This is a genomic window from Pseudomonas sp. PvP089 (assembly GCF_017875165.1).
GTDB classification, from domain to species: domain Bacteria; phylum Pseudomonadota; class Gammaproteobacteria; order Pseudomonadales; family Pseudomonadaceae; genus Aquipseudomonas; species Aquipseudomonas fortuita.
Map to the genome: position 1 here is coordinate 4976519 of NZ_JAGGME010000001.1, position 21308 is coordinate 4997826.

At 62.8% G+C, this 21308-nt stretch carries 20 protein-coding genes; 11 read left to right on the top strand and 9 right to left on the bottom strand.

From position 1 onward, the window contains the following. Positions 1–23: 23 nt before the first annotated feature. Both J3A71_RS22680 and J3A71_RS22685 read left to right on the top strand, forming a co-directional pair. Positions 24–191: a hypothetical protein gene (locus J3A71_RS22680; protein ID WP_012271002.1), complete on the top strand. Its 168-nt coding sequence runs from the start codon at positions 24–26 to the stop codon at positions 189–191. A gap of 44 nt (positions 192–235) precedes the next feature. Further along, a complete protein-coding gene (locus J3A71_RS22685) occupies positions 236–2389 on the top strand; it encodes a mechanosensitive ion channel domain-containing protein (RefSeq protein WP_024717884.1) in 2154 nt (717 codons plus the stop codon). A 116-nt stretch (positions 2390–2505) separates the two neighbouring features. Here the strand turns inward: J3A71_RS22685 and J3A71_RS22690 are convergent, their stop codons facing one another. After that, positions 2506–3219, bottom strand: a complete 714-nt coding sequence (locus J3A71_RS22690; protein ID WP_023047315.1) for a UTRA domain-containing protein — start codon at positions 3217–3219, stop codon at positions 2506–2508. A 328-nt stretch (positions 3220–3547) separates the two neighbouring features. Here J3A71_RS22690 and J3A71_RS22695 point away from each other — a divergent pair, with 328 nt between their 5' ends. The 6 genes from J3A71_RS22695 (at position 3548) to J3A71_RS22720 (ending at position 8833) form a co-directional block, all read left to right on the top strand. After that, positions 3548–4606 (top strand): extracellular solute-binding protein, encoded by a 1059-nt coding sequence (locus J3A71_RS22695; RefSeq protein WP_060518723.1) that lies wholly within the window; start codon positions 3548–3550, stop codon positions 4604–4606. 129 nt (positions 4607–4735) lie between these two features. Continuing rightward, a complete protein-coding gene (locus J3A71_RS22700) occupies positions 4736–5542 on the top strand; it encodes an alkaline phosphatase family protein (RefSeq protein ID WP_016485318.1) in 807 nt (268 codons plus the stop codon). After that, positions 5539–6390, top strand: a complete 852-nt coding sequence (locus J3A71_RS22705; RefSeq protein WP_016485317.1) for an ABC transporter permease subunit — start codon at positions 5539–5541, stop codon at positions 6388–6390. The genes J3A71_RS22700 and J3A71_RS22705 overlap by 4 nt, the downstream gene beginning before the upstream one ends. Beyond that, positions 6380–7174: an ABC transporter permease gene (locus tag J3A71_RS22710; RefSeq protein WP_016485316.1), complete on the top strand. Its 795-nt coding sequence runs from the start codon at positions 6380–6382 to the stop codon at positions 7172–7174. The genes J3A71_RS22705 and J3A71_RS22710 overlap by 11 nt, the downstream gene beginning before the upstream one ends. 1 nt (position 7175) lies before the next feature. After that, entirely contained in the window at positions 7176–8165 is a 990-nt protein-coding gene (locus J3A71_RS22715) for an ABC transporter ATP-binding protein (protein ID WP_016485315.1), read from the top strand. A 14-nt stretch (positions 8166–8179) separates the two neighbouring features. After that, a complete protein-coding gene (locus J3A71_RS22720) occupies positions 8180–8833 on the top strand; it encodes an HAD family hydrolase (protein WP_209953304.1) in 654 nt (217 codons plus the stop codon). 113 nt (positions 8834–8946) lie between these two features. Here the strand turns inward: J3A71_RS22720 and J3A71_RS22725 are convergent, their stop codons facing one another. Then, positions 8947–9909: an NAD(P)H-quinone oxidoreductase gene (locus J3A71_RS22725; RefSeq protein WP_096425720.1), complete on the bottom strand. Its 963-nt coding sequence runs from the start codon at positions 9907–9909 to the stop codon at positions 8947–8949. A 140-nt stretch (positions 9910–10049) separates the two neighbouring features. Between J3A71_RS22725 and J3A71_RS22730 the strand changes: the two genes are divergently transcribed. Both J3A71_RS22730 and J3A71_RS22735 read left to right on the top strand, forming a co-directional pair. Then, the gene (locus J3A71_RS22730) at positions 10050–12131 is read left to right on the top strand and encodes a carboxy terminal-processing peptidase (protein WP_016485312.1); all 2082 of its coding nucleotides are present in this window, start codon (positions 10050–10052) and stop codon (positions 12129–12131) included. A 118-nt stretch (positions 12132–12249) separates the two neighbouring features. Continuing rightward, positions 12250–13218: an EAL domain-containing protein gene (locus J3A71_RS22735; RefSeq protein WP_023047312.1), complete on the top strand. Its 969-nt coding sequence runs from the start codon at positions 12250–12252 to the stop codon at positions 13216–13218. Between the two features lie 59 nt (positions 13219–13277). Here J3A71_RS22735 and J3A71_RS22740 read toward each other — a convergent pair whose 3' ends face one another. The 4 genes from J3A71_RS22740 to J3A71_RS22755 form a co-directional block, all read right to left on the bottom strand. After that, positions 13278–13646: a hypothetical protein gene (locus tag J3A71_RS22740; RefSeq protein WP_016485310.1), complete on the bottom strand. Its 369-nt coding sequence runs from the start codon at positions 13644–13646 to the stop codon at positions 13278–13280. Then, the gene (locus J3A71_RS22745; protein WP_016485309.1) at positions 13643–13981 is read right to left on the bottom strand and encodes a helix-turn-helix transcriptional regulator; all 339 of its coding nucleotides are present in this window, start codon (positions 13979–13981) and stop codon (positions 13643–13645) included. The genes J3A71_RS22740 and J3A71_RS22745 overlap by 4 nt, the downstream gene beginning before the upstream one ends. A 111-nt stretch (positions 13982–14092) precedes the next feature. After that, positions 14093–14533 carry a YkvA family protein gene (locus J3A71_RS22750; protein ID WP_016485308.1) on the bottom strand — a complete coding sequence of 147 codons (441 nt, stop codon included), beginning with the start codon at positions 14531–14533 and terminating at the stop codon, positions 14093–14095. 288 nt (positions 14534–14821) lie between these two features. Continuing rightward, complete coding sequence (locus tag J3A71_RS22755) at positions 14822–15574, bottom strand: FKBP-type peptidyl-prolyl cis-trans isomerase (protein ID WP_016485307.1); 753 nt, start codon at positions 15572–15574, stop codon at positions 14822–14824. A 365-nt stretch (positions 15575–15939) separates the two neighbouring features. Here J3A71_RS22755 and J3A71_RS22760 point away from each other — a divergent pair, with 365 nt between their 5' ends. Then, positions 15940–17271, top strand: coding sequence for a hypothetical protein (locus J3A71_RS22760; RefSeq protein ID WP_245353445.1), 1332 nt, complete (start codon positions 15940–15942; stop codon positions 17269–17271). Positions 17272–17332: 61 nt separating this feature from the next. On the opposite strand, the gene pcaQ is transcribed toward J3A71_RS22760, so the two are convergent. From pcaQ to nirB, 3 genes are all read right to left on the bottom strand, one after another. After that, positions 17333–18265 (bottom strand): pca operon transcription factor PcaQ, encoded by a 933-nt coding sequence (pcaQ, locus tag J3A71_RS22765; protein ID WP_016485305.1) that lies wholly within the window; start codon positions 18263–18265, stop codon positions 17333–17335. A 122-nt stretch (positions 18266–18387) separates the two neighbouring features. Beyond that, positions 18388–18750 (bottom strand): nitrite reductase small subunit NirD, encoded by a 363-nt coding sequence (gene nirD / locus J3A71_RS22770; RefSeq protein WP_016485304.1) that lies wholly within the window; start codon positions 18748–18750, stop codon positions 18388–18390. Next, positions 18750–21302: a nitrite reductase large subunit NirB gene (nirB, locus tag J3A71_RS22775; RefSeq protein WP_209953306.1), complete on the bottom strand. Its 2553-nt coding sequence runs from the start codon at positions 21300–21302 to the stop codon at positions 18750–18752. The genes nirD and nirB overlap by 1 nt, the downstream gene beginning before the upstream one ends. Positions 21303–21308: the final 6 nt, after the last annotated feature.

Genomic DNA, 21308 nt, shown 5'->3' on the forward strand with positions numbered 1-21308 from the left:
CCACTGCAAAAGGATTGCTGTCCATGTCCCCGTTCCTGTCGCTGTTCGTGCCGGTGTTCCTGTTCCTGCTGCTGCTGACCATCGGCTTCAGCATGCGCGAGCGCAATATCGGTGTACTGATGATGTGGATCGGCACCTTGGGTATCTTTGGCCTTACCTGCTGGAAGATCCTCGAGAAACTGCCGACATAAACCTCTACACTCGGTCAATCGTTTGACCTGAGGTAGATTTGCCCGTGCCTGCCCTCCTGCGTTACCTGTTCCTTCTCCTGCTGCTGTTCATCACTCCGGTACAGGCAGCGGGCCTGCCCGGCCTGCTGGGCGGCAGTGCGCCCGCGCAACCGGAGGCCACCGAGCCGCTGGGCAAGTCGCTGGACGAAGTGATCAAGAACCTGGAAAACGACCAGCAGCGGGCCAAGCTGCTGGCCGATCTTAAAAAGCTGCGCGACGCCACCAGGCAATCGCAGCCCAGCGTGGAACAGGGCGTGCTCGGCCTGATTGGCGGCGCGCTGCATGATTTTGAAAAACAGTTCAGCGGCGATGCCAGCCCGTTTCACCGCTGGGCGGCAGAAATCGAACAAGCCCAAGCCGAACTGACCGACCTGGTAGTGCCGGTGCACCAGTGGCCGGCGATCCTGTTCGGCTTTGCCGCCGTCATTGCCGTGTGGAGCGTGCTGGCCTACGCCTTCAACTGGGTCGGCCACCGGATACGCCTGCGCTTTGGCCTGAGCGAAGAACTGCCCCAGCACCCGCGTACCTGGGACCTGGTGCGCTTTGCCCTGCGCAAGCTCGGCCCTTGGCTGGTGGCGCTGGTGTTCACCGTGTACCTGAGCGTTGTGCTGCCACCGTCACTGGGTAAATCGCTGGCCATGGTGCTGGCCTACGCACTGGTCGTCGGCACCTGCTTCTCGGCCATCTGCGTGATCGCCTTCTCGCTGCTCGACGGCCCGCACCGCCACCGCGCCCTGCATATCCTGCGGCATCAGGCATTTCGCCCGCTGTGGCTGATCGGCAGCTTCGCAGCGTTTGGCGAGGCCATGAGCGACCCGCGCATGCTGGTCGCACTGGGGACCCACCTGGCCCATGCCCTGGCGACCTTGGCCAACGTCATCGCCGCACTGTGCACCGGGCTGTTCATCCTGCGCTTCCGCCGCCCCATCGCCCACCTGATCCGCAACCAGCCGCTGGCACGGCGCCTGACCCGGCGAACCCTCAGCGACACCATCGAGATCCTCGGCAGCTTCTGGTTCATACCGGCGCTGATTCTGGTGGCCATTTCGCTGTTCGCCACCTTTGTCTCGGCCGGTGACACCAGCACCGCCCTGCGCCAGTCGCTGATGTGCACGGTGCTGGTGGTGGTGTGCATGGTGCTCAACGGCCTGGTGCGCCGCCACGCCGCCAACCCCAAACGCGCCAACAAGCGCCAGGCGGTGTATGCCGAACGCCTGCGCAACTTCGGCTACCTGCTGGTGCACCTGTTCATCTGGCTGGTGTTCATCGAACTGGGCCTGCGGGTGTGGGGCCTGTCGATGATCGGCTTTGCCGAGGGCGACGGCCATGAAGTGAGCCTGCGCCTGCTGGGCCTGGCCGGCACGCTGATCGTCGCCTGGCTGGTGTGGATCCTTGCCGACACCGCCGTGCACCACGCCCTGGTGCGTTCGCGCCGGGGCCTGGCGAACGCTCGTGCGCAAACCATGATGCCGTTGATCCGCAACGTGCTGTTCGTGGTCATCTTCATCATTGCGGTGATTGTCGCCTTGGCCAACATGGGCATGAACGTGACCCCGCTGCTGGCCGGTGCCGGTGTGATCGGCCTGGCCATCGGCTTTGGTGCGCAATCGCTGGTGGCCGACCTGATCACCGGGTTGTTCATCATCATCGAAGACTCGCTGGCCATCGACGACTACGTGGACGTGGGCGGGCACCTGGGCACGGTAGAGGGGCTGACCATCCGTACCGTGCGCCTGCGGGACATCGACGGCATCGTGCACACCATCCCGTTCAGCGAGATCAAGAGCATCAAGAACTACTCGCGGGAGTTTGGCTACGCGATCTTCCGCGTGGCGGTCCCGCACAGCATGAACATCGACCAGGCGATCACGCTGGTTCGCGAGGTGGGGCAGAAGCTGCGCAATGACCCATTGATGCGCCGCAACATCTGGTCACCGCTGGAGCTGCAAGGCGTGGAGAGTTTCGAATCGGGGTCGGCGATCTTGCGGGCCCGGTTCAAGACCGCGCCGATCAAGCAGTGGGAAGTGTCACGGGCGTTCAACCTGGCGCTGAAGCGGCAGCTGGATGAAGCCGGGCTGGACCTGGCGACGCCGCGGTTGTCGGTACAGGTGGTGACTGCTGGTGGAGGTGGGATAGCGGAATCCGGTTCCTCCAGTTAGGTCCCGATCGCCGGCAAGCCAGCTCCCACAGGCACTGCACAGGGCCTGAAGCCAATGCAATCAAGGTGGGAGCTGGCTTGCCGGCGATGGGCTGCAAAGCAGCCCAGAATCCAAGATCAACCGGCCTGTGCACGGATGCGGATGGCATCATGCCGCCAATACTCCAGATCACAGTCGATCAGGTGCCCATGCTGGTCGCTGTTGACCCGCGTAATGTGCAGCCCCGGGCTGCCCACCGACACCTTCAACGCCCCTGCTGCCTCCACCGGCAATGCCGTCGGCAAGATTTCGAAGCATACCTGCCCGTACCGGATGCCATACACCCGCCCATAAATCTCGGTCAGCGACTGCGCCAGGTCCTGTTCGAGAATGCCCGGAAAATAACGGGGATTCAGGTAGTGCTCGGCATACAGCACCGCGCGCCCGTCAATTCGCCGCAAGCGGCAGATTCGCACCACGCTGGACAACGCCGGTAGCTGCAAGCGGGCACAGATGGCCGCCGACGCTGGCTGCAGCCGTGCCGAGAGGAGTTCGGTAGTGGCCACACGCCCCTGATCGCGCACCATGGCATGGAAGTGGCTGCGCTCGATCAGGTCGTAGGTGAGCCGCTCGGGCGCGACGAACCAGCCGCGACGCTCTTCGCGGTAGATCAGGCCCTGGGCCTCCAGCTGCGCCAGTGCCTCACGCAGGGTGATGCGCGTGGTGTCGAACACCTCGCTGAGCTTGCGCTCGGCCGGCAGCTTGCCGCCGGGCGCCAGCAGGCCGTGCTCGATTTGCTCCAGCAGGGCATGGCAGATGGCTGTTACCGCACGCGGTGGCATCGGCTGCATGAATGGTTACCTATCTGGACTAGTCCAGCCCCAGAACAGGGCACTTGGAGAATAGTGCAAGCCTAGGCAGGGCTGATGAACATCCTGTGACAAGGCTGCCGACGGGGTACTGCCAGAATCGGGCCAGCCCCGCAAAACCGGGGGTTCACCATGGTCTACGCTGTATTGCCAGGAGCCCGTCGACACCTTGGCGGGCCCTTCCCTACATCAAATTGTCACGCAAGCGGCCTACCTTGGCTCAAGGTTTGCTGACCTAGACCAAAGGTTCCAGGCAACGGCTTCACTCATAACAACGATCGGTTAAAGGCACCCACCCAAGGAGCTACGGATGAAAAAGTTGTTCATGGCGTCACTGCTCGGTTCGGCCATCGCGTTCTGTACCTCGGCCATGGCCGAGGACCTCAAGGCCCTGGAAGATGCCGCCCGCAAGGAAGGCACCGTCAACAGCGTGGGCATGCCCGATGCCTGGGCCAACTGGAAAGGCACCTGGGAAGACCTGGCCAGCAAATACGGCCTCAAACACAGCGACACCGACATGAGCTCGGCACAGGAACTTGCCAAGTTCGAAGCCGAGAAGGACAACGCCAGCGCCGACATTGGCGATGTGGGGGCCGCCTTCGGCCCTATCGCGGTGACCAAGGGCGTGAGCCAGCCATACAAGCCAAGCACCTGGGACCAGGTGCCGGAGTGGGCCAAGGACAAGGACGGCCACTGGGCGCTGGCCTATACCGGCACCATTGCCTTCATCATCAACAAGGACCTGGTCAAGGAAGAGGAACGGCCGAAAACCTGGCATGACCTGGAAAAAGGCAAGTACAAGGTCGCCATCGGCGACGTCGGCACTGCCGCCCAGGCCGCCAACGGCGTGCTTGCCGCCGCCATCGCCTACAAAGGCGATGAAAGCAACGTGGCCCCCGGCCTGCAACTGTTCACCAAACTGGCCCAGCAAAAGCGCCTGTCGCTGGCCAACCCGACCATCCAGACCCTGGAGAAAGGCGAGGTGGAAGTCGGCGTGGTGTGGGACTTCAACGGCTTGAGCTACCGTGAACAGATCGACCCCAAGCGCTTTGAAGTGCTGATCCCGTCGGATGGCTCGGTGATTTCCGGCTATACCACGGTCATCAACAAATACGCCAAGCACCCCAACGCGGCCAAACTGACCCGTGAATACATCTTCAGCGATGCCGGGCAGATCAACCTGGCCAAGGGGCATGCCCGGCCCATCCGTGCCGAGCACCTGAAGCTGCCGGCGGATGTGCAGGCCAAGTTGCTGCCTAACGAGCAATACGGAGCTGCCCAGCCGATCAAGAATGCCGAAGCCTGGGAAGCCACCTCGAAGAAACTGCCACAGATGTGGCAGGAGCAAGTGATCATCGAGATGGAATAAACGGCTAGCTTGCCTAGTGCCTGACCCAGCCCCTTCGCGGGCACGCCCGCTCCCACAGAGGCCGTGCAAAACCCTGTGGGAGCGGGCATGCCCGCGAAGAAGCCAACGCGGTTTATGACTGGAGCCACCATGCAACACAACGTCATCCTGGTCCTGCTAGACGGCCTGAACTATCAGGTCGCCCACCACGCCATGGGCCACCTGCATGCCTATGTCGAGGCCGACCGCGCCGCGCTGTACCGCGTGGAATGCGAGCTGCCGTCGCTGTCAAGGCCGTTGTACGAATGCATCCTCACCGGCGTGCCGCCCATCGACAGCGGCATCGTGCACAATAACGTCAACCGCCTGTCCAACCAGCGCAGCGTGTTCCACTACGCCCGCGAAGCCAACCTGGGCACCGCAGCGGCGGCCTATCACTGGATGAGTGAGCTGTACAACCGCTCGCCTTTCGACCCCCAGCGCGACCGCCATACCCACGCGCCGAAGCTGCCGATCCAGCATGGGCTGTTCTACTGGGACGACCGTTACCCCGATTCGCATCTGCTGGCGGATGGCGAATACCTGCGCCGTCGCCATGCCCCCAACTTCCTGCTGGTGCACCCGATGAGCATCGACGATGTCGGCCACCGCCACGGCCTGGACAGCAGCCAGTACCGCAACGCAGCGCGCAGCGCCGATATCTTGCTGGCCGACTACCTGCCAGGCTGGCTCGAAGAGGGCTATCAGGTAATGGTCACCGCCGACCACGGCATGAACAACGACCGCTCGCACAACGGCCTGCTGACCGAGGAGCGCGAAGTGCCGCTGTTCGTCTTTGGTGACGCCTTCAGCCTGGACCCGGCGGCCAAGCCGCTGCAGACCGAGCTGTGCGGCACCCTATGCGAGCTGCTGGGCGCTGCCCACGACAAGACCGTGTGCCGGGAGCTGCTGAAGTGACCACACCCAAGCGCAGCGGCGCCCGTGGCCGCTACCTGGCCCTGCTTTGCTTGCTGCCGTTTGCCGTGTTCTTCGTCATCTTCCAGATTGCCCCGTTGGCCTGGGTGGCGATCAACAGCGTGCAATCGGAAGCCGGCTGGGGCGTCGAAAACTTCAGCAAGGTGTTCAGCTCCAAGTTCTACCTGCAGGCCATACAACGCAGCCTGGAGATCAGCTTCTGGTCGAGCCTGTTCGGCATCGTCATCGCCACCCTTGGCGCCTATTCGTTGCGCCAGGTGGACTCGAAGCTGCGCGACTTCGTCAGCGCCTTCGCCAACATGACCAGCAACTTTGCCGGCGTGCCGCTGGCGTTCGCCTTCATCATCCTGCTCGGGTTCAACGGCGCACTGACACTGCTGCTGAAGCAGGTCGGCCTGCTGGAAGACTTCAGTATCTATTCCAAAAGCGGGCTGATCCTGGTGTACACCTACTTCCAGATCCCGCTGGGTGTGTTGCTGCTCTACCCCGCCTTCGACGCCCTGCGTGAAGACTGGCGCGAGTCGGCCGCCCTGCTTGGCGCCAACCACTGGCAATACTGGCGGCACATCGGCCTGCCGGTGCTCACCCCGGCACTGCTGGGCACCTTCGTCATCCTGCTGGCCAACGCCCTCGGTGCATACGCCACCGTGTACGCGTTGACCACCGGCAACTTCAACGTACTGCCGATCCGTATCGCTGGCCTGGTAGCCGGGGACATCAGCCTCGACCCGAACCTGGCCAGCGCCCTGGCCATGGTGCTGGTGGGGCTGATGACGCTGGTCACGGTGGTGCATCAATGGCTGCTGAAGAGGAGCTACCATGCGCGCTGACGCCCGTTCCGGCGGCTGGTACCACCGCGTTGTGGTCTACCTGCTGTTCTTGATCCTGCTGCTGCCACTGGCCGGCACCCTGCTCTATTCGCTGGCCACCAGCTGGTCGGCCAGCCTGCTGCCCAGCGGCCTGACCCTGAAATGGTACGTGGCACTGTGGAGTGAGCCGCGCTTCCTCGCCGCCTTCGGCCAGTCGCTGCTGGTGTGCCTGGGCGCGCTGCTGCTGTCGGTGGTGCTGATCCTGCCGCTGCTGTTCGTGGTGCACTACCACTTCCCGCGGCTCGATGCGTTGATGAACATGCTCATCCTGCTACCGTTCGCGGTACCGCCGGTGGTGTCCTCGGTGGGGCTGCTGCAACTGTATGGCAGCGGGCCGATGGCCATGGTGGGCACGCCGTGGATTCTGATCGGCTGCTATTTCACCATTGCTCTGCCGTTCATGTACCGGGCCATTACCAACAACCTGCAGGCAATCAACCTGCGCGACCTGATGGACGCCGCCCAGCTACTCGGCGCCAGCACCTGGCAGGCAGCGCTGCTGGTGGTGCTGCCCAACCTGCGCAAGGGCCTGATGGTGGCGCTACTGCTGTCGTTCTCGTTCCTGTTCGGCGAGTTTGTGTTCGCCAACCTGCTGGTCGGCACCCGCTACGAGACCCTGCAGGTGTACCTGAACAACATGCGCAACAGCAGCGGCCACTTCAACAGCGCACTGGTGATCTCGTACTTCGCCTTCGTGCTGGTACTGACCTGGGTCGCCAACCGCCTGAACAAGGACAAGACCTGACATGAGCTTCGTCAGCGTACAGAACCTGCAGAAAAGCTACGCCGGCAGCCCGGTGTTCGAGAACATCGACTGCCATATCGAGCGCGGCGAGTTCGTGACCCTGCTGGGCCCGTCCGGCTGCGGCAAGTCCACCCTGTTGCGCTGCATCGCCGGGCTGACGCCGGTGGACAGCGGGCAGATCCTTCTCGACGGCCACGACATCGTGCCGCTGAGCCCGCAGAAGCGTGGCATTGGCATGGTGTTCCAGAGTTACGCGCTGTTCCCCAACATGACCGTGGAACAGAACGTGGCGTTTGGCTTGCGCATGCAGAAGGTCAAGGCCGACGAAAGCCAGGCCCGTGTCCGTGAGGTGCTGGCGCTGGTGGAGCTGGGCAACTTTGCCGGGCGCTACCCGCACCAGTTGTCTGGCGGCCAGTGCCAGCGCGTGGCCCTGGCCCGCTCACTGGTTACCCGCCCGCGCCTGCTGCTGCTCGACGAGCCGCTGTCGGCACTGGATGCGCGTATTCGCAAACACCTGCGCGAGCAGATTCGTGCCATCCAGCGCGAGCTGGGGCTAACCACTATCTTCGTCACCCACGACCAGGAAGAAGCGCTGACCCTGTCCGACCGCATCTTTCTGATGAATCAGGGGCGTATCGTCCAGAGCGGCGATGCCGAAACCCTCTACACAGCGCCTGTGGACCTGTTTGCCGCCGGCTTTATCGGCAACTACAACCTGCTCGACGCCGAAAGCGCCAGCCGCCTGTTGCAGCGCCCGGTCACCAGCCGCCTGGCGATCCGCCCAGAGTCGATCACCTTGGGCGTCAACGGCGAACTGGATGCCGAAGTCCGCAGCCACAGCCTGCTGGGCAATGTGATCCGCTACCGGGTAAACGTGCGCGAGGTGGAGTTGGTGGTCGACGTGCTCAACCGCTCGCCGGCCGACCTGCACGGGGACGGGAAACGGGTAAGCTTGTCCATCGACCCCACGGCGCTGCGGGAAGTGGCTTAAGGAGATTCAACACAATGGCACTGGCAATTTTCGATCTGGACGAAACCCTGATCCACGGTGACTGCGCGTCGCTGTGGAGCGAGCAGATGGCCCGGCTGGGCTGGGTAGACGGCAAAGCGTTCCTGCGCCACGACCATGAACTGATGGAGGCCTATGGCAAGGGCCACCTGCGGATGGAGGAGTACATGGCCTTCAGCCTGGAGCCGATTGCCGGGCGTACCCTGGAAGAAGTCGAGCACCTGGTGGGGCCGTGGGTAGAAGACGTGATAGAGCCGATCATCTTTGGCGACGCCTGCCGCTGCATTGCCGAGCACCGCCAGCGTGGGGACCGCATTCTGATCATTTCCGCTTCGGGGACGCACCTCGTCGGGCCGATTGCGGCACGGCTGGGGGTGGATGAATACCTGGCGATTGAGCTAGAGGCGGTGAACGGGGTGTATACGGGCAAGACCCACGGGGTGCTGACCTACCGCGAGGGCAAGATCACCCGGTTGCTGGAGTGGCTGGACCAGGAGCAGGAGAATCTGGAGGGGGCGAGCTTCTATTCCGACTCGCGCAATGACCTGCCACTGCTGCTGAAGGTGGATCACCCGCATGTGGTGAACCCGGATGCGGTGTTGCGCGTGCATGCCCAGACCAATGGCTGGCCGATCCTTAGCTGGTCCTGAAGATTTGTGTGGGCCTCTTCGCGGGCACGCCCGCTCCCACAGGTATCACCACACGCTCGGACATTGTGGGGTCTTTGTGGGAGCGGGCGTGCCCGCGAAGGGGCCGGGCCTGCTTACACCAGGCTTGGGTCTATCACCATCACCAGCTTGCCCGACACCTGATTGGTCTCAAGCTCGGCATACGCCGCCTGGGCAAACTCCACCGGGTAGGTATCGACCAGCTGGGGTGACAAACGCCCTTCGGCGAACAGCGGCCACACTTGCTGTTGCAGCTCGCGCAGCAACTCGGCCTTGAAGCCGTCATCGCGGTTGCGCAGCGTTGAGCCGGTAATTTCCAGGCGCTTGCCCAGCACCTGGGCCAAGTCCAGCTCAAACTTGCGCCCGCCCATCAGGCCGATGATCACCCAGCGCCCGTCACGGGCCAGCAGCTTGAGGTTGAGTTCGCCGTAGCTGGCGCCCACCGGGTCGAGAATCACGTCGAACGGCCCGAAACCTTCCAGTGCATCCAGGTTCTTGTTACGTACCACACCCCCCGCAGCGCCCAGCGCTTCGCAATAGGCCAGGCGATCCGGCGAGCCGACGCTGACCCACACCGGGCTGCCGAATGCCTTGCACAGCTGGATGGCAGCCGAGCCAACGCCACTGGCGCCAGCATGCACCAGCACCTTCTCACCGGCCTTCACACCCCCCAGCTGGAAGATGTTCAGCCAGGCAGTGGCATACACCTCCGGCAAGGCTGCCGCTTCATGCAGGCTGAGCCCTTCGGGCACCGGCAGTACATGACGGGCATCGACCACCACCTCCTCGGCCATGGCGCCACTGGCCAGCAGTGCGCACACCCGGTCGCCCACGCGCCAGTCGGCGCCGGCGCCCACTTCCTCGACCACCCCGGCGCACTCAAGGCCCATGTATGGGCTGGCGCCTGGCGGTGGCGGGTACAAACCTTTCATCTGCAGCAGATCGGCGCGGTTCAGGCCCGCAGCAGCCACGCGAATGCGCACTTGGCCCGCGTCACAGGCCGGGCGTTCGGCCTCGACCCACTCCACATGTCCGTCAACGCCTTGCAATGCCTTCACAGTGCCTCCATAGTTGAATCATGACTGGGCCTGGGGAACGCACACCCCAGGCTTTTTGCAGTATTTGCCCGGTTCCATGGAACCGGCAACGGAAAAGACGGCCTACTATGCGTGATCAATTGCCTCCACGTCGAATCAGCATGAAGCATTTCCTCCCAAGCACCGCCCTCGCTGTAATGATCGGCCTGGGCAGCCTCGCGCTCGGCGGCAATGCAGCGGCCGCCAACAAGTGGGACGGCCTGCAGCCGGACCGCGACGAGATCGTCGCCAGCCTCAACGTGGTGGAATTGCTCAAGCGCCACCACTACAGCAAGCCGCCGCTGGACGATGCCCGCTCGGTCATCATCTACGACAGCTACATCAAGCTGCTGGACCCGGCGCGCAGCTACTTCACCGCTGCCGACATTGCCGAATTCGACAAGTGGAAAACGCAATTCGACGATTTCCTCAAGAGCGGTAACCTGGACCCGGGCTTCACCATCTACAAACGCTACCTGGACCGTGTCAAGCAGCGCCTGGACTTCGCCCTGGCCGAGCTGAACAAAGGCGTGGACAAGATCGACTTCACCGCCAAGGAAACCTTGCTGATCGACCGCAAGGACGCCCCGTGGATGAAGGACCAGGCCGAGCTCGACGACCTGTGGCGCAAACGCGTCAAGGACGAGGTGCTGCGCCAGAAAATCGCCGGCAAGGAACCCAAGCAGATCCAGGAAACCCTGATCAAGCGCTACAAGAATCAGCTGGCGCGCCTGGACCAGACCCGTGCCGAGGATATCTTCCAGGCCTACATCAACACGTTCGCCCAGTCCTATGACCCGCACACCAACTACCTGTCGCCAGACAACGCGGAAAACTTCGACATCAACATGAGCCTGTCGCTCGAAGGCATCGGCGCGGTGCTGCAAAGCGACAACGACCAGGTCAAGATCGTACGCCTGGTTCCGGCAGGCCCGGCAGCCAAGACCAAGCAGGTAGCCCCGGCCGACAAGATCATCGGCGTGGCCCAGGGCAACAAGGAAATGGTCGACGTTGTCGGCTGGCGCCTGGACGAGGTAGTCAAGCTGATCCGTGGCCCGAAAGGCTCGGTGGTACGCCTGGAAGTCATCCCCGCCAGCAATGCGCCGAGCGACCAGACCAGCAAGATCGTGTCGATCACCCGTGAAGCGGTAAAACTCGAAGAGCAGGCGGCGAAAAAGTCGGTGCTCAAGCTCAAGCAGGACGGGCGTGACTACAAACTGGGTATCATCGAGATCCCGGCCTTCTACCTCGACTTCAAGGCTTACCGCGCCGGTGACCCGGAATACAAGAGCACCACGCGTGACGTGAAGAAACTGCTCACCGAGCTGCAGAAAGAGAAAGTCGACGGCGTGGTCATCGACCTGCGCAACAACGGCGGCGGCTCCCTGCAGGAAGCCACCGAGCTGACCAGCCTGTTCATCGAGAAAGGCCCGACCGTGCTGGTGCGTAACAGCGACGGCCGCGTAGACGTGCTCGAAGACGAAAACCCGGGTGCCTTCTACAAAGGCCCACTGGCGTTGCTGGTCAACCGCCTGTCGGCCTCGGCGTCAGAGATCTTCGCGGGTGCCATGCAGGACTACCACCGCGCGCTGATCATCGGGGGCCAGACCTTCGGCAAAGGCACCGTGCAGACCATCCAGCCGCTCAACCATGGCGAGCTGAAGCTGACCCTGGCCAAGTTCTACCGGGTTTCCGGGCAGAGCACCCAGCATCAGGGCGTACTGCCGGACATCGACTACCCGTCGATCATCGATACCAAGGAAATCGGCGAGAGCGCTCTGCCCGAAGCCATGCCGTGGGACACCATCCGCCCGGTAGTCAAGCCGGCGGCGGACCCGTTCAAGCCTTACCTGGCCATGCTCAAGGCGCAACATGAAGCGCGCAGCGACAAGGATGCCGAGTTCACCTACATTCGCGACCGCCTTGCCCTGACGCAGAAGCTGATGACCGAAAAAACCGTCAGCCTGAACGAGCAGGACCGCCGTGCACGCCACGACGAAATCGAAGCCAAACAGCTGGCGCTGGAGAACATCCGCCGCAAGGCCAAGGGTGAAGAGCCGCTCAAAGAGCTGAAAAAAGAGGACGAGGACGCGCTGCCGGTCGAGGACGAAAACACCAAGCCGGAAGACGACGCCTACCTTTCGGAAACCGGTCGTATCCTGATCGACTACCTCAGCGCCAGCACCAAGGTGGCCAAGAAGTAAGGCGAGTCGGCAGTGATGGCAAAATAGTGCGACCTGTCATCAAACAGTCATCGCGCTGTCGTGAAATACGGTGGCCGGGCATGCAAATGCCCGGCCCTTTCATTTTCAGGAATACGTCATGACCGTCGCCGAACAGCTCAGTGCCTTGAGTGCCATCCTGGCTCAACGCAGCATCCACAGTCTGTTTCAGCCGATCATGTGCCTGAGCGAGCAACGGGTTTTCGGCCATGAAGCGCTGAGCCGCGGGCCGTCCAACAGCCCGCTGCATGCCCCCCTGAACCTGTTCAGCATCGCCCGCCAGGCCGGCCGCCTCACCGAGCTGGAAGCCGCTTGCCGGGAAAGTGCCTGCCGGCGCTTTAGCGAACAGCAGTTGCAGGGCAAGCTGTTTCTCAACATCTCGCCTGAATCGCTGCTGGAGCCGCACTACCCGTCCGGCCTCACCCTGAAGCTGCTGGAGCAGGTCGGCCTGCCGCCCAGCCGGGTGGTAATCGAGCTGACCGAGCACACCCCGACCGACGACTTCCAGCTGCTGTCAAATGCGCTGCACCACTACCGTGACATGGGCTTTTCAATAGCCCTCGACGATCTGGGCGCGGGCTATTCAAGCTTGCGCCTGTGGTCGGAGTTGCGCCCTGAATACGTGAAGATCGACCGCCACTTCATCGACGGTATTCACCGCGACCCGCTCAAGCGCGAGTTCGTTGGCTCGATCTTGCAGATTGCCCGGGCATCGAAGGCACAGGTGATTGCCGAAGGCATCGAGCTGGCAGAGGAGCTGGCAGTGCTGACCGAGATGGGGGTAGACCTGGTGCAGGGCTACCTGCTGGGGCGCCCGCAAGAGCTGGGCGTACGGGAAAGCTGGCCGTTACCGGCGCTGGGCAGCGTGCCGTTGGCCGAGCAACCGACAGTGCGGCTCAACGCCACGCTTGGGCAGTTGCTGGAGTTGTTTGAGCGGCATCGGCACCTGGAGGCATTGGAGGTGGTGGATGCTGACGGCAAAGGTTGTGGATTGATCCACCGGCATGGTTTGCCTGCCCTGGCCCTATCGCCGGCAAGCCAGCTCCCACAGGTACAGCACAGGCTCTGAGTGATGGGGTGTGCCTGTGAGAGCTGGCTTGCCGGCGACAGGGCCAGAACAGGCCCCCATCAGGCGGTTTCGGGGTAGCTGTACTCGAACACCCGAGCCACCTCGGAGGCATGCCAGGAGGCCGCCTCCATTCCATCGACCGGCCCGGCAAACCGCCCCAGCCGTTCGACACATTCAAAAAAGCCGGTGCGCGGTAAACGGCTGGCGCCCTGGCTGATTACCAGCGAGCTGCGCAACGGCTGCTCGGCACGGGCATCCAGCACTGCCAGGTACTCCAGCGCGGCAGTCAGCGTCTGCATGGCGGGGCTGGGCAATTGCAGTCGCTCGATCAGCGCTCGGTAGGTCAGCAAGTGACGTTGACGTCGGGCCAGGTCAAGCTCGCCCAGCAGGTTCTCCCAGTGCTGACGGCTGATCCTGACCTGGCTCATGATGGCTCGCTCCAGCCAGCCACCCCAAGGTGCCAAGCCAAGGCGCGTCGGATGGCAGCATCCGGCTGACGTTCGCCCGACTCGATCATGGCCAGATACGCCGGGCTCACCCCGACATTGCGCGCCAGTTGCTCAGGGGCTATGCCCTTGGCCTGGCGGATCTGCCCTACTTCACTGAACGCCGGCATGGGCGCCACGGCAGCGGAGCCGGCATCTTCAGTGGCAACCGCCTCGGCAGGCGCCTGCCCTGCTGCCTTGAGCAGTGCCTGGTACTGCTCCCAGGGAACGACGGCGTACTCGGGTTGACCGTCCCGGCTGATGACCTGAATACCCATTACAAACCCCTTAAAAAAGGATTACAGCATGTAATCCGTAGGCATAACCCTTATGCCAATTATATTACCAACTCCGGGGTCTGTCCGGTTGAGGAGCAATTCAGGCTGATTTCACTGCGTATTGCGCTCCAGGCCCAGCGCTTGCGGGGTCGCTGGCAGGCGCTCGACCACGCGCAACCGCTCGGGTGCCTGGCTGTCGCGCCAGGCCCTGAAGCGCGCCAGTTCATCGGCCACAGTCTTCAACACCCAGCCCAGCACGGCGATGTCATCCAGAAAACCCACGCCCAGCAACCAGTCGGGGATGGCATCGATGGGGCTGACGAAGTACAACAAGCCGGCCACAATGGTGACCAGCGCCTTGGGGCTAATGGCGCGATACTCGCCGCGCCACCACGCCAGGCACAGCGACTGCAGCAGCTTCACGTCCTCACGCAGCTGGCCGAGGCGCGGGCCTTTGCGGGCCACTGCAAACAGCAGGGCCGGCAGCCGGCCACGGCTTAGCAGGCGCTCGGCCAAGGGCAGGAAACGGGCAAAATTCCAAGGTGCGCTCATGGAGCCTCCAGGCGGAACAGGTTATCCACATTTATTGTGGATAACCTTGTGAACAGGGGTACGTTTCTGACCCCAGGTGCCTGCCAGGCAAGGGCCACGGTCAGATCGGGCGTTTTTTACACAGCCGTTTCAAGCCGTGGATGCCGGACCGCAAACGATTTGCGTCAGAAACATCCTACATCTACACACTGCATTTTCTCGGACAGTATCAGTTGTCGCAGGTTCGTCCAATCGCCAAAAACGAAAACGCCCCGTCAGAACGGGGCGTTTGGCAAGCACCAGCCAGTGTTACTTGGCAGGTGCTTCAGCTGGAGCCTCGGCTTCCGGCTCAGCGCCTTGCAGTTGGGCCGGGTCCTTGATGGCGATCAGTTCCAGGTCGAACACCAGTACCGAGTTTGCCGGGATCAGCGGGCTTGGGCTTTGTGCGCCGTAAGCCAGTTCAGCCGGGATGAACAGTTTGTACTTCTCGCCGACGTGCATCAACTGCAGGCCTTCAACCCAACCCGGGATCACACCGCTGACCGGCAGATCGATCGGGCTGCCACGCTCCACAGAGCTGTCAAACACCTTGCCATCGATCAGCTTGCCTTCGTAGTGAACAGTGACCACGTCGGTCGGCTTGGGCTGCGGGCCATCGGCCTTCTTGACCACTTCGTACTGCAGGCCCGAGGCAGTGGTGACCACGCCAGGCTTCTTGGCGTTTTCTTCGAGGAACTTCTTGCCGGCCGAGGCGGCTTCTTCGCTGGCCTTGGCCAGACGCTCTTCGGCACGTTTCTGCAAGGCGGTGAACGCCTCTACCAGCTCTTCATCCTTGATGCGTTGCTCTTTCTTGCCAACCGCGTCTTCGATGCCCAGAGCGACCGATTTCGAATCAAGGTCTTCCATGCCTTCCTGAGCCAGGCTCTTGCCCATGTTCAGGCCGATACCGTAGGAGGCTTTCTGCGCCGGAGTCTTCAGCTCGGGGCTGCTGGCCTGTTGATCACAGCCAGCCAGTACCAGGCCTACCAGGGCAACCGCAGCCGCCAAACGATGCTGTTTCATGCTAATTCCTTGTTCATGCGCCATAAGGGCAATCAGGGTAAAGCCGCGAGCTTAGCAGGCGGCCATGACCAATGGCTACCGGCATAGGAGCGGGTTTCACGGACTAAGTTCAGTAGGCAGTGCGCTTCTTCACAATCTTCCGAGGCAATGGCCAGTATTGACCATTCGCAGCGACAGCGCCTCGCAGCCAACAGCCTTTTTAAACAACAAAAGGCTCAGCGAGCAAGCCGAAAAACCTGACATTTCTGCCAGTAGCGCCGAACTCGAGCCTGCTTTCCAATGACCAGGCAACGTAATTTGCCAAATCTGAGTGACCCGCCATTGCGGCCGCGCGCTCTGCATGTACCCTTTTCAAAGGAAATGTCATGAACGCCTCACGAAAGCCTAACCGTTCAACCCTGTTCCCCTCCGGTCCGGCCCCATCATCTACTCCATTGCCGAAGGCGCCGATCGATCAACATTATGGCGTCGGCGGGCTTGCATGTATCTTCGAAAAGGCAACTGGGTCTCGCGCCGATAGTAATGGGGTCATCAATAGCAGGACACGCCGTGGGCGCAGTTATGTAATGGGTAGGAGTAGCAACCCCAATACCGATGAGTTCAAGGTCTTCGTGGCTTGCTTGAATGAACACGGGGGGTTGGATAGCGGCTTCCATGGCGATGGCGTCTTCGATTTCAATCAGGTACCAAAAGCTGCCTACAGCAGGCTGAGCGGCCTCGTTGAAGATGCTGCAGGGAATTTACTGATCATTGCCCTCGTGGAGGGCGTGGAGGGTGAATCAACAAGTCACCTCTGGAAATTGACTGCCTCGGGGGAACCGGACCTCACATTTGGCCAAGGCAAAGGATTCGTAGATATTCGTGATGTGATCAAAGAAGAGCTGCTGCTTGAACACGTGGCACTGGCGAAAGATCGAATTTTCGCCAGCGGGTTGCGTCGCGGGCCTCAGATGTTCGAACCGGTGGTGATCGCGCTCGACCTCGAAGGCGCGCTATGGAAGCGTTTTGCGACTGATGGCGTCCTTGATGTGCTCAAGCTGATTCCAAATGCCCAGGATCACATCATCGATGGTATTGCCAGTTTCACGCTCCCCTCTGGCCCGGAGCGTCTGCTACTACCCCTGTACCTGATGCGCAACGGCGATGCGTACAGCGTCACTACGGCCTTGACCCTCGACGGAAAAATGGATGATGCCTTTGGCGATCATGGCCAGCATTGGTCGGACCCTTGGGTGATCAACAATGGCTTTTCAGTGGATGCCATCTCTCAACGCTTCAGTTTTTATGGCGAACTTTACTCCCTCGATGCAGATATCAGCCACCCGACTGTTTACCGCATCGACTATTCCGGCAAGCCAGCCAAAGAGTTCAATGACGGCAACGTTTTGGTATTCGACCGCCCCGGAGGCTGGTACGCAGGCGTCGAGGTAGCGAGCGGCCTGGTCGGCTATGGCATGTTCTACACCCACTCTCTTGCCTTTCGCTTCACCTCGGACGGCAAATTTGACACCACCTTCGTCCCTCCTCACGGTTATGGCACGTTCGGCGCTCATCTACCCGAGGACGGCTTCTATACATCGACGGGGTCGATCGCCCTCGATACACCTAACCAACGCCTGTTGCTCAGTGGCCGTGACGAAGAGGACCGAGGCTCCACTGTGCCTTGTGTGATCGCGGTCTCCTTGCGGGCTACGTGATTGCTACCGGGGTGATCCGTGCGAGCGTTTCTCAGCTGGAAACGCTCAACGGCCACGATGCTCACGGATACGACTGCTCCCGATATTGCGCCGCCACCTCACGCAGCACCTCGCATACCCACTGCCCCGGCAGGCTCTGCGGCAAGGCCGCATTGCGGCAGATGCCAACCGAGCCGCCGGGCTCGCGCACGCCCAGGTCAAGCTCGACCAGCTCGCCTCGGCGCAGGTCGAGCAGCACGGCATCGCGCGGTGCCACCCACAGGCCATCACTGCCCAGCACATAACGCCGGCTCAAAGCCAGCGACAAGGTCTCCAGGCGCTGCGCCGGCATCTGGATGCCGCATTGCACAAACAGGCTGTCGGCGTGCTGGCGGATGGTGGTCCCGGCGGGCGGCAGCACGAGCGGGTAACGCCCGACCTGCCCCCGCTCGACGGGCGTGCTGGCCAGCAGCGGGTGGCCCGGGCGCACCACCAGGCTCATCGACTCGCTGTACAGGTGTTCGAACGACAGCCCCTGGATCTGCGGGCTGTCAGTCATACGCCCGACCACCAGTTCCAGCTCGCCCAGGCGCAGTTGACCGAGCAGCTGCGCGCTGACCCCGGTGGCCACGCTGATGACCAGCGCTTCATGGCGCTGGTGCATGCGGCACAGCACTTCGGGCATGAGCAGGCCCTCGACCGTCGACAGCACGCCAATACGCACCTGCGACGGCGCCCGCGCTTCACCGCGCAGGCTGCTGACGCCATCGCGCAGGGCTTGCACGCTGGGCCCGGCATAACGCATGAAACGGGTCCCGGCCGGGGTAAGCTCGACGCCCTGCCGGCTACGCGCGAACAGGCGCGCTTCCAGCAGGTCTTCGAGTTCCTTGAGGGTCTTGGAGATGGCCGGCTGACTGATGGCGAGCACGTCGGCAGCCCTGGCCAGGCTGCCCTGCCGGGCAATCTCCAGGAAGCACAGCAGGTGGCGGTATTTGATGCGGGTGTCGAGGTTCATGGTTTAAAGCTTACCGCATCAGGATCTTCATCGCCTGGGAGACCGAGCGCCGCCCGCGCGGCGCTCGATTTCCCAGGCGACGAAAATGCAACGGCGAACAACTGCCGAGCCCCCGCAACCTCTCAGCCCACCGCCAACTCCACAGCCTCACCGTTCAAGCGCACCGGCCACACCCGCAACCTCTGCCCGCCATCCTCCAGGCACTCCCCGGTCTGCAGGCTGAAATGCTGCTTGTACAACGGCGCTGCGACCACCAGCTCGCCCTGCACACTGCCCACCAGCCCGCGGCCGATGATGTTGGCACCGGACCGCGGGTCGCGGTTGTCCACCGCATACAGCGGCTGCGCCTGCCCCGGCAGGTAGAACAGCGCCACTTGGGCCCCGTCCAGCCACACTACCACCCCAGAGTCGGGCACCAGGTCTTGTGCCAGGCACACCGCTTGCCAGTTCGCGTGGGTTTTCACAGCAGCATTGGACAGGTTCATCAGACAGCCTCCTCGACAGTAGCAATGAGGTGCAGCGGTGCAGCGGGCCGGCGTTGTTCGCGTTCGCGCACAAAGTGCACGTCGGGGTCGGCACGCCGGTCATTGACGAAAGTGCGAAAGCGCTTGAGCTTCTCCGGGTCGTTGAGCGCGTTGGCCCATTCGCACTCGTACTGGTCGACCACATGCTGCATCTGCGCTTCCAGCTCGCTGGCCAGGCCCAGGCTGTCGTCGATGATCACCTGCTTCAGGTAGCCCAGGCCGCCATCCAGGTTTTCGCGCCACACCGAGGTGCGCTGCAGCTTGTCGGCCGTGCGGATGTAGAACATCAACACGCGGTCGATCAGCCGCACCAGGGTTTCGTCGTCCAGGTCGGTGGCAAACAGTTCGGCATGCCGTGGGCGCATACCGCCGTTGCCACACACGTACAGGTTCCAGCCCTTGTCGGTGGCGATCACGCCGATGTCCTTGCTCTGCGCCTCGGCGCATTCGCGGGTGCAGCCCGACACTGCAAACTTGAGCTTGTGCGGGCTGCGCAGGCCCTTGTAGCGGTCTTCCAGGCGCAGGGCCATGGCAACGCTGTCCTGCACGCCGTAACGGCACCAGGTGCTGCCCACGCAGGATTTCACCGTGCGGGTCGACTTGCCGTAGGCATGGCCGGTTTCGAAGCCTGCGTCGATCAGCTCGCCCCAGATCAGCGGCAGTTCGTGCAACTGGGCACCGAACAGGTCAATGCGCTGGCCGCCGGTGATCTTGGTGTACAGGTCATATTTTTTGGCCACCTGGCCGATGACGATGAGCTTGTCGGGGGTGATTTCACCCCCGGGAATGCGCGGCACTACCGAGTAGGTGCCGTTCTTCTGCATGTTGGCCATGAAGGTGTCGTTGGTATCCTGCAACGGCACCAGCGCGGGGTCCATGATCGGCTGGTTCCAGCACGAGGCGAGGATGTTGCCCACCGCCGGCTTGCAGATGTCACAGCCAACGTGGCCCTTGCCGTGGCGTTCGAGCAGCTCGCTGTAGGTGCGGATGCCCTCCACCCGCACCAGCCCGTACAGTTCCTGACGGGTGTAGGCAAAATGCTCGCACAGGCTTTTGTCCACCGCTACGCCGCGGGCGGTCAGTTCGTGCTCGAACACTTGCTTGAGCAAGGCCGCGCAACCACCACAGCCGCTGGCGGCCTTGGTGCAGCCTTTGACCGCAGCAAGGTCGCTGCAGCCGCTGTCGATGGCCGCGCACACCGCGCCCTTGCTGACGTTGTGGCACGAGCAGATGGTTGCGCTATCGGGCAGCGCATCGGCGCCAAGGGCCGGTGCACCACCGCCTTGGGGCAGGATCAGCGCTGCAGGGTCGGCTGGCAGGGCAATACCGTTCTGGGCGTACTGCAAGAGGGTGTCGTAATACGTGTTGTCGCCGACCAGCACCGCGCCGAGCACGTGCTTGCCGCTGGCGTCCACCACCAGCCGGCGGTAGGCGCTGTTGGCTTCGTCGATGAAGCGGTAGCTGCGTGAACCGGCGGTGGCGCCATGGGCATCGCCGATCGAGCCGACATCCACGCCCAGCAGCTTGAGTTTGGTCGACATGTCCGCGCCGGTGAACGCTACCGCCGCCTCCCCCATCAGTAATGCGGCCAGGTTGCGCGCCATGCTGTAGCCGGGGGCGACCAGGCCGAACACGCTGCCGTTCCAGGACGCGCACTCGCCAATGGCGAAGATGCGCGGGTCGCTGCTGCGGCAGTGGTTGTCGATTACCACGCCACCGCGCACAGCGATATCCAGGCCGCAGCCACGGCCCAGGGCATCCTGTGGGCGGATACCGGCGGAGAACACGATCAGGTCGGTTTCCAGGTGCTCGCCACCGTCGAAGTTCATGCGGTAGCGGAATGCTTCACCGGTGCTGATCGACTGGGTGGCGCGCGACAGGTGCACGCCAACGCCCAGCGCTTCGATCTGTGCCTTGAGCGCGGCACCGCCCTCGCCGTCCAGCTGAACCGGCATCAGCCGTGGGGCAAATTCCACCACGTGGGCTTCCAGGCCCAGCGACTTGAGCGCATTGGCGGCCTCCAGGCCGAGCAGGCCACCACCGACCACCACGCCACGGCGGGCACCAGCGGCTGCGGCGCGAATGCCATCGAGGTCGTCGAGGGTACGGTAGACCAGGCGGGCATAGCCACTGGAGCCTTGGATCGGCGGCACGAACGGGTAGGAGCCGGTGGCAAGGACCAGTTGGTCGTAGCCATAGCGCCCCTCGGCGGTGACGACCTCGCAGCGCTCACGGTCGATTTCCAGCACGGCCTCACCGAGGTGCAGGTGCACGCCGTTGGCGGGGTAGAACTCGTGTTCGCACAGGGCCAGGGTCTCGGCACAGCTGCCGCCGAAGTACTCGGAAAGGTGCACACGGTCGTAGGCACGTTGGCGCTCTTCGCCGAACACCCGCACCTCGAAGCGCTGCAGGGCGCCGCGGCTGACCAGTTGTTCGACGCAATGGTGGCCGACCATGCCGTTGCCGACGATGACCAGTCGCTCTCGTTGCCCGCTGCTCGCTGTTGCCTTCATAAGCCG

What these genes read in the sequence shown, in the direction of transcription:
- J3A71_RS22680 (WP_012271002.1), top strand. Translation starts at nt 24, where the DNA reads ATGTCCCCGTTCCTGTCGCTGTTCGTGCCGGTGTTCCTGTTCCTGCTG.
- J3A71_RS22690 (WP_023047315.1), bottom strand. Translation starts at nt 3,219, where the DNA reads ATGCAGCCGATGCCACCGCGTGCGGTAACAGCCATCTGCCATGCCCTG.
- J3A71_RS22695 (WP_060518723.1), top strand. Translation starts at nt 3,548, where the DNA reads ATGAAAAAGTTGTTCATGGCGTCACTGCTCGGTTCGGCCATCGCGTTC.
- J3A71_RS22700 (WP_016485318.1), top strand. Translation starts at nt 4,736, where the DNA reads ATGCAACACAACGTCATCCTGGTCCTGCTAGACGGCCTGAACTATCAG.
- J3A71_RS22710 (WP_016485316.1), top strand. Translation starts at nt 6,380, where the DNA reads ATGCGCGCTGACGCCCGTTCCGGCGGCTGGTACCACCGCGTTGTGGTC.
- J3A71_RS22715 (WP_016485315.1), top strand. Translation starts at nt 7,176, where the DNA reads ATGAGCTTCGTCAGCGTACAGAACCTGCAGAAAAGCTACGCCGGCAGC.
- J3A71_RS22720 (WP_209953304.1), top strand. Translation starts at nt 8,180, where the DNA reads ATGGCACTGGCAATTTTCGATCTGGACGAAACCCTGATCCACGGTGAC.
- J3A71_RS22730 (WP_016485312.1), top strand. Translation starts at nt 10,050, where the DNA reads ATGAAGCATTTCCTCCCAAGCACCGCCCTCGCTGTAATGATCGGCCTG.
- J3A71_RS22735 (WP_023047312.1), top strand. Translation starts at nt 12,250, where the DNA reads ATGACCGTCGCCGAACAGCTCAGTGCCTTGAGTGCCATCCTGGCTCAA.
- J3A71_RS22740 (WP_016485310.1), bottom strand. Translation starts at nt 13,646, where the DNA reads ATGAGCCAGGTCAGGATCAGCCGTCAGCACTGGGAGAACCTGCTGGGC.
- J3A71_RS22745 (WP_016485309.1), bottom strand. Translation starts at nt 13,981, where the DNA reads ATGGGTATTCAGGTCATCAGCCGGGACGGTCAACCCGAGTACGCCGTC.
- J3A71_RS22750 (WP_016485308.1), bottom strand. Translation starts at nt 14,533, where the DNA reads ATGAGCGCACCTTGGAATTTTGCCCGTTTCCTGCCCTTGGCCGAGCGC.
- J3A71_RS22755 (WP_016485307.1), bottom strand. Translation starts at nt 15,574, where the DNA reads ATGAAACAGCATCGTTTGGCGGCTGCGGTTGCCCTGGTAGGCCTGGTA.
- J3A71_RS22760 (WP_245353445.1), top strand. Translation starts at nt 15,940, where the DNA reads ATGAACGCCTCACGAAAGCCTAACCGTTCAACCCTGTTCCCCTCCGGT.
- pcaQ (WP_016485305.1), bottom strand. Translation starts at nt 18,265, where the DNA reads ATGAACCTCGACACCCGCATCAAATACCGCCACCTGCTGTGCTTCCTG.
- nirD (WP_016485304.1), bottom strand. Translation starts at nt 18,750, where the DNA reads ATGAACCTGTCCAATGCTGCTGTGAAAACCCACGCGAACTGGCAAGCG.
- nirB (WP_209953306.1), bottom strand. Translation starts at nt 21,302, where the DNA reads ATGAAGGCAACAGCGAGCAGCGGGCAACGAGAGCGACTGGTCATCGTC.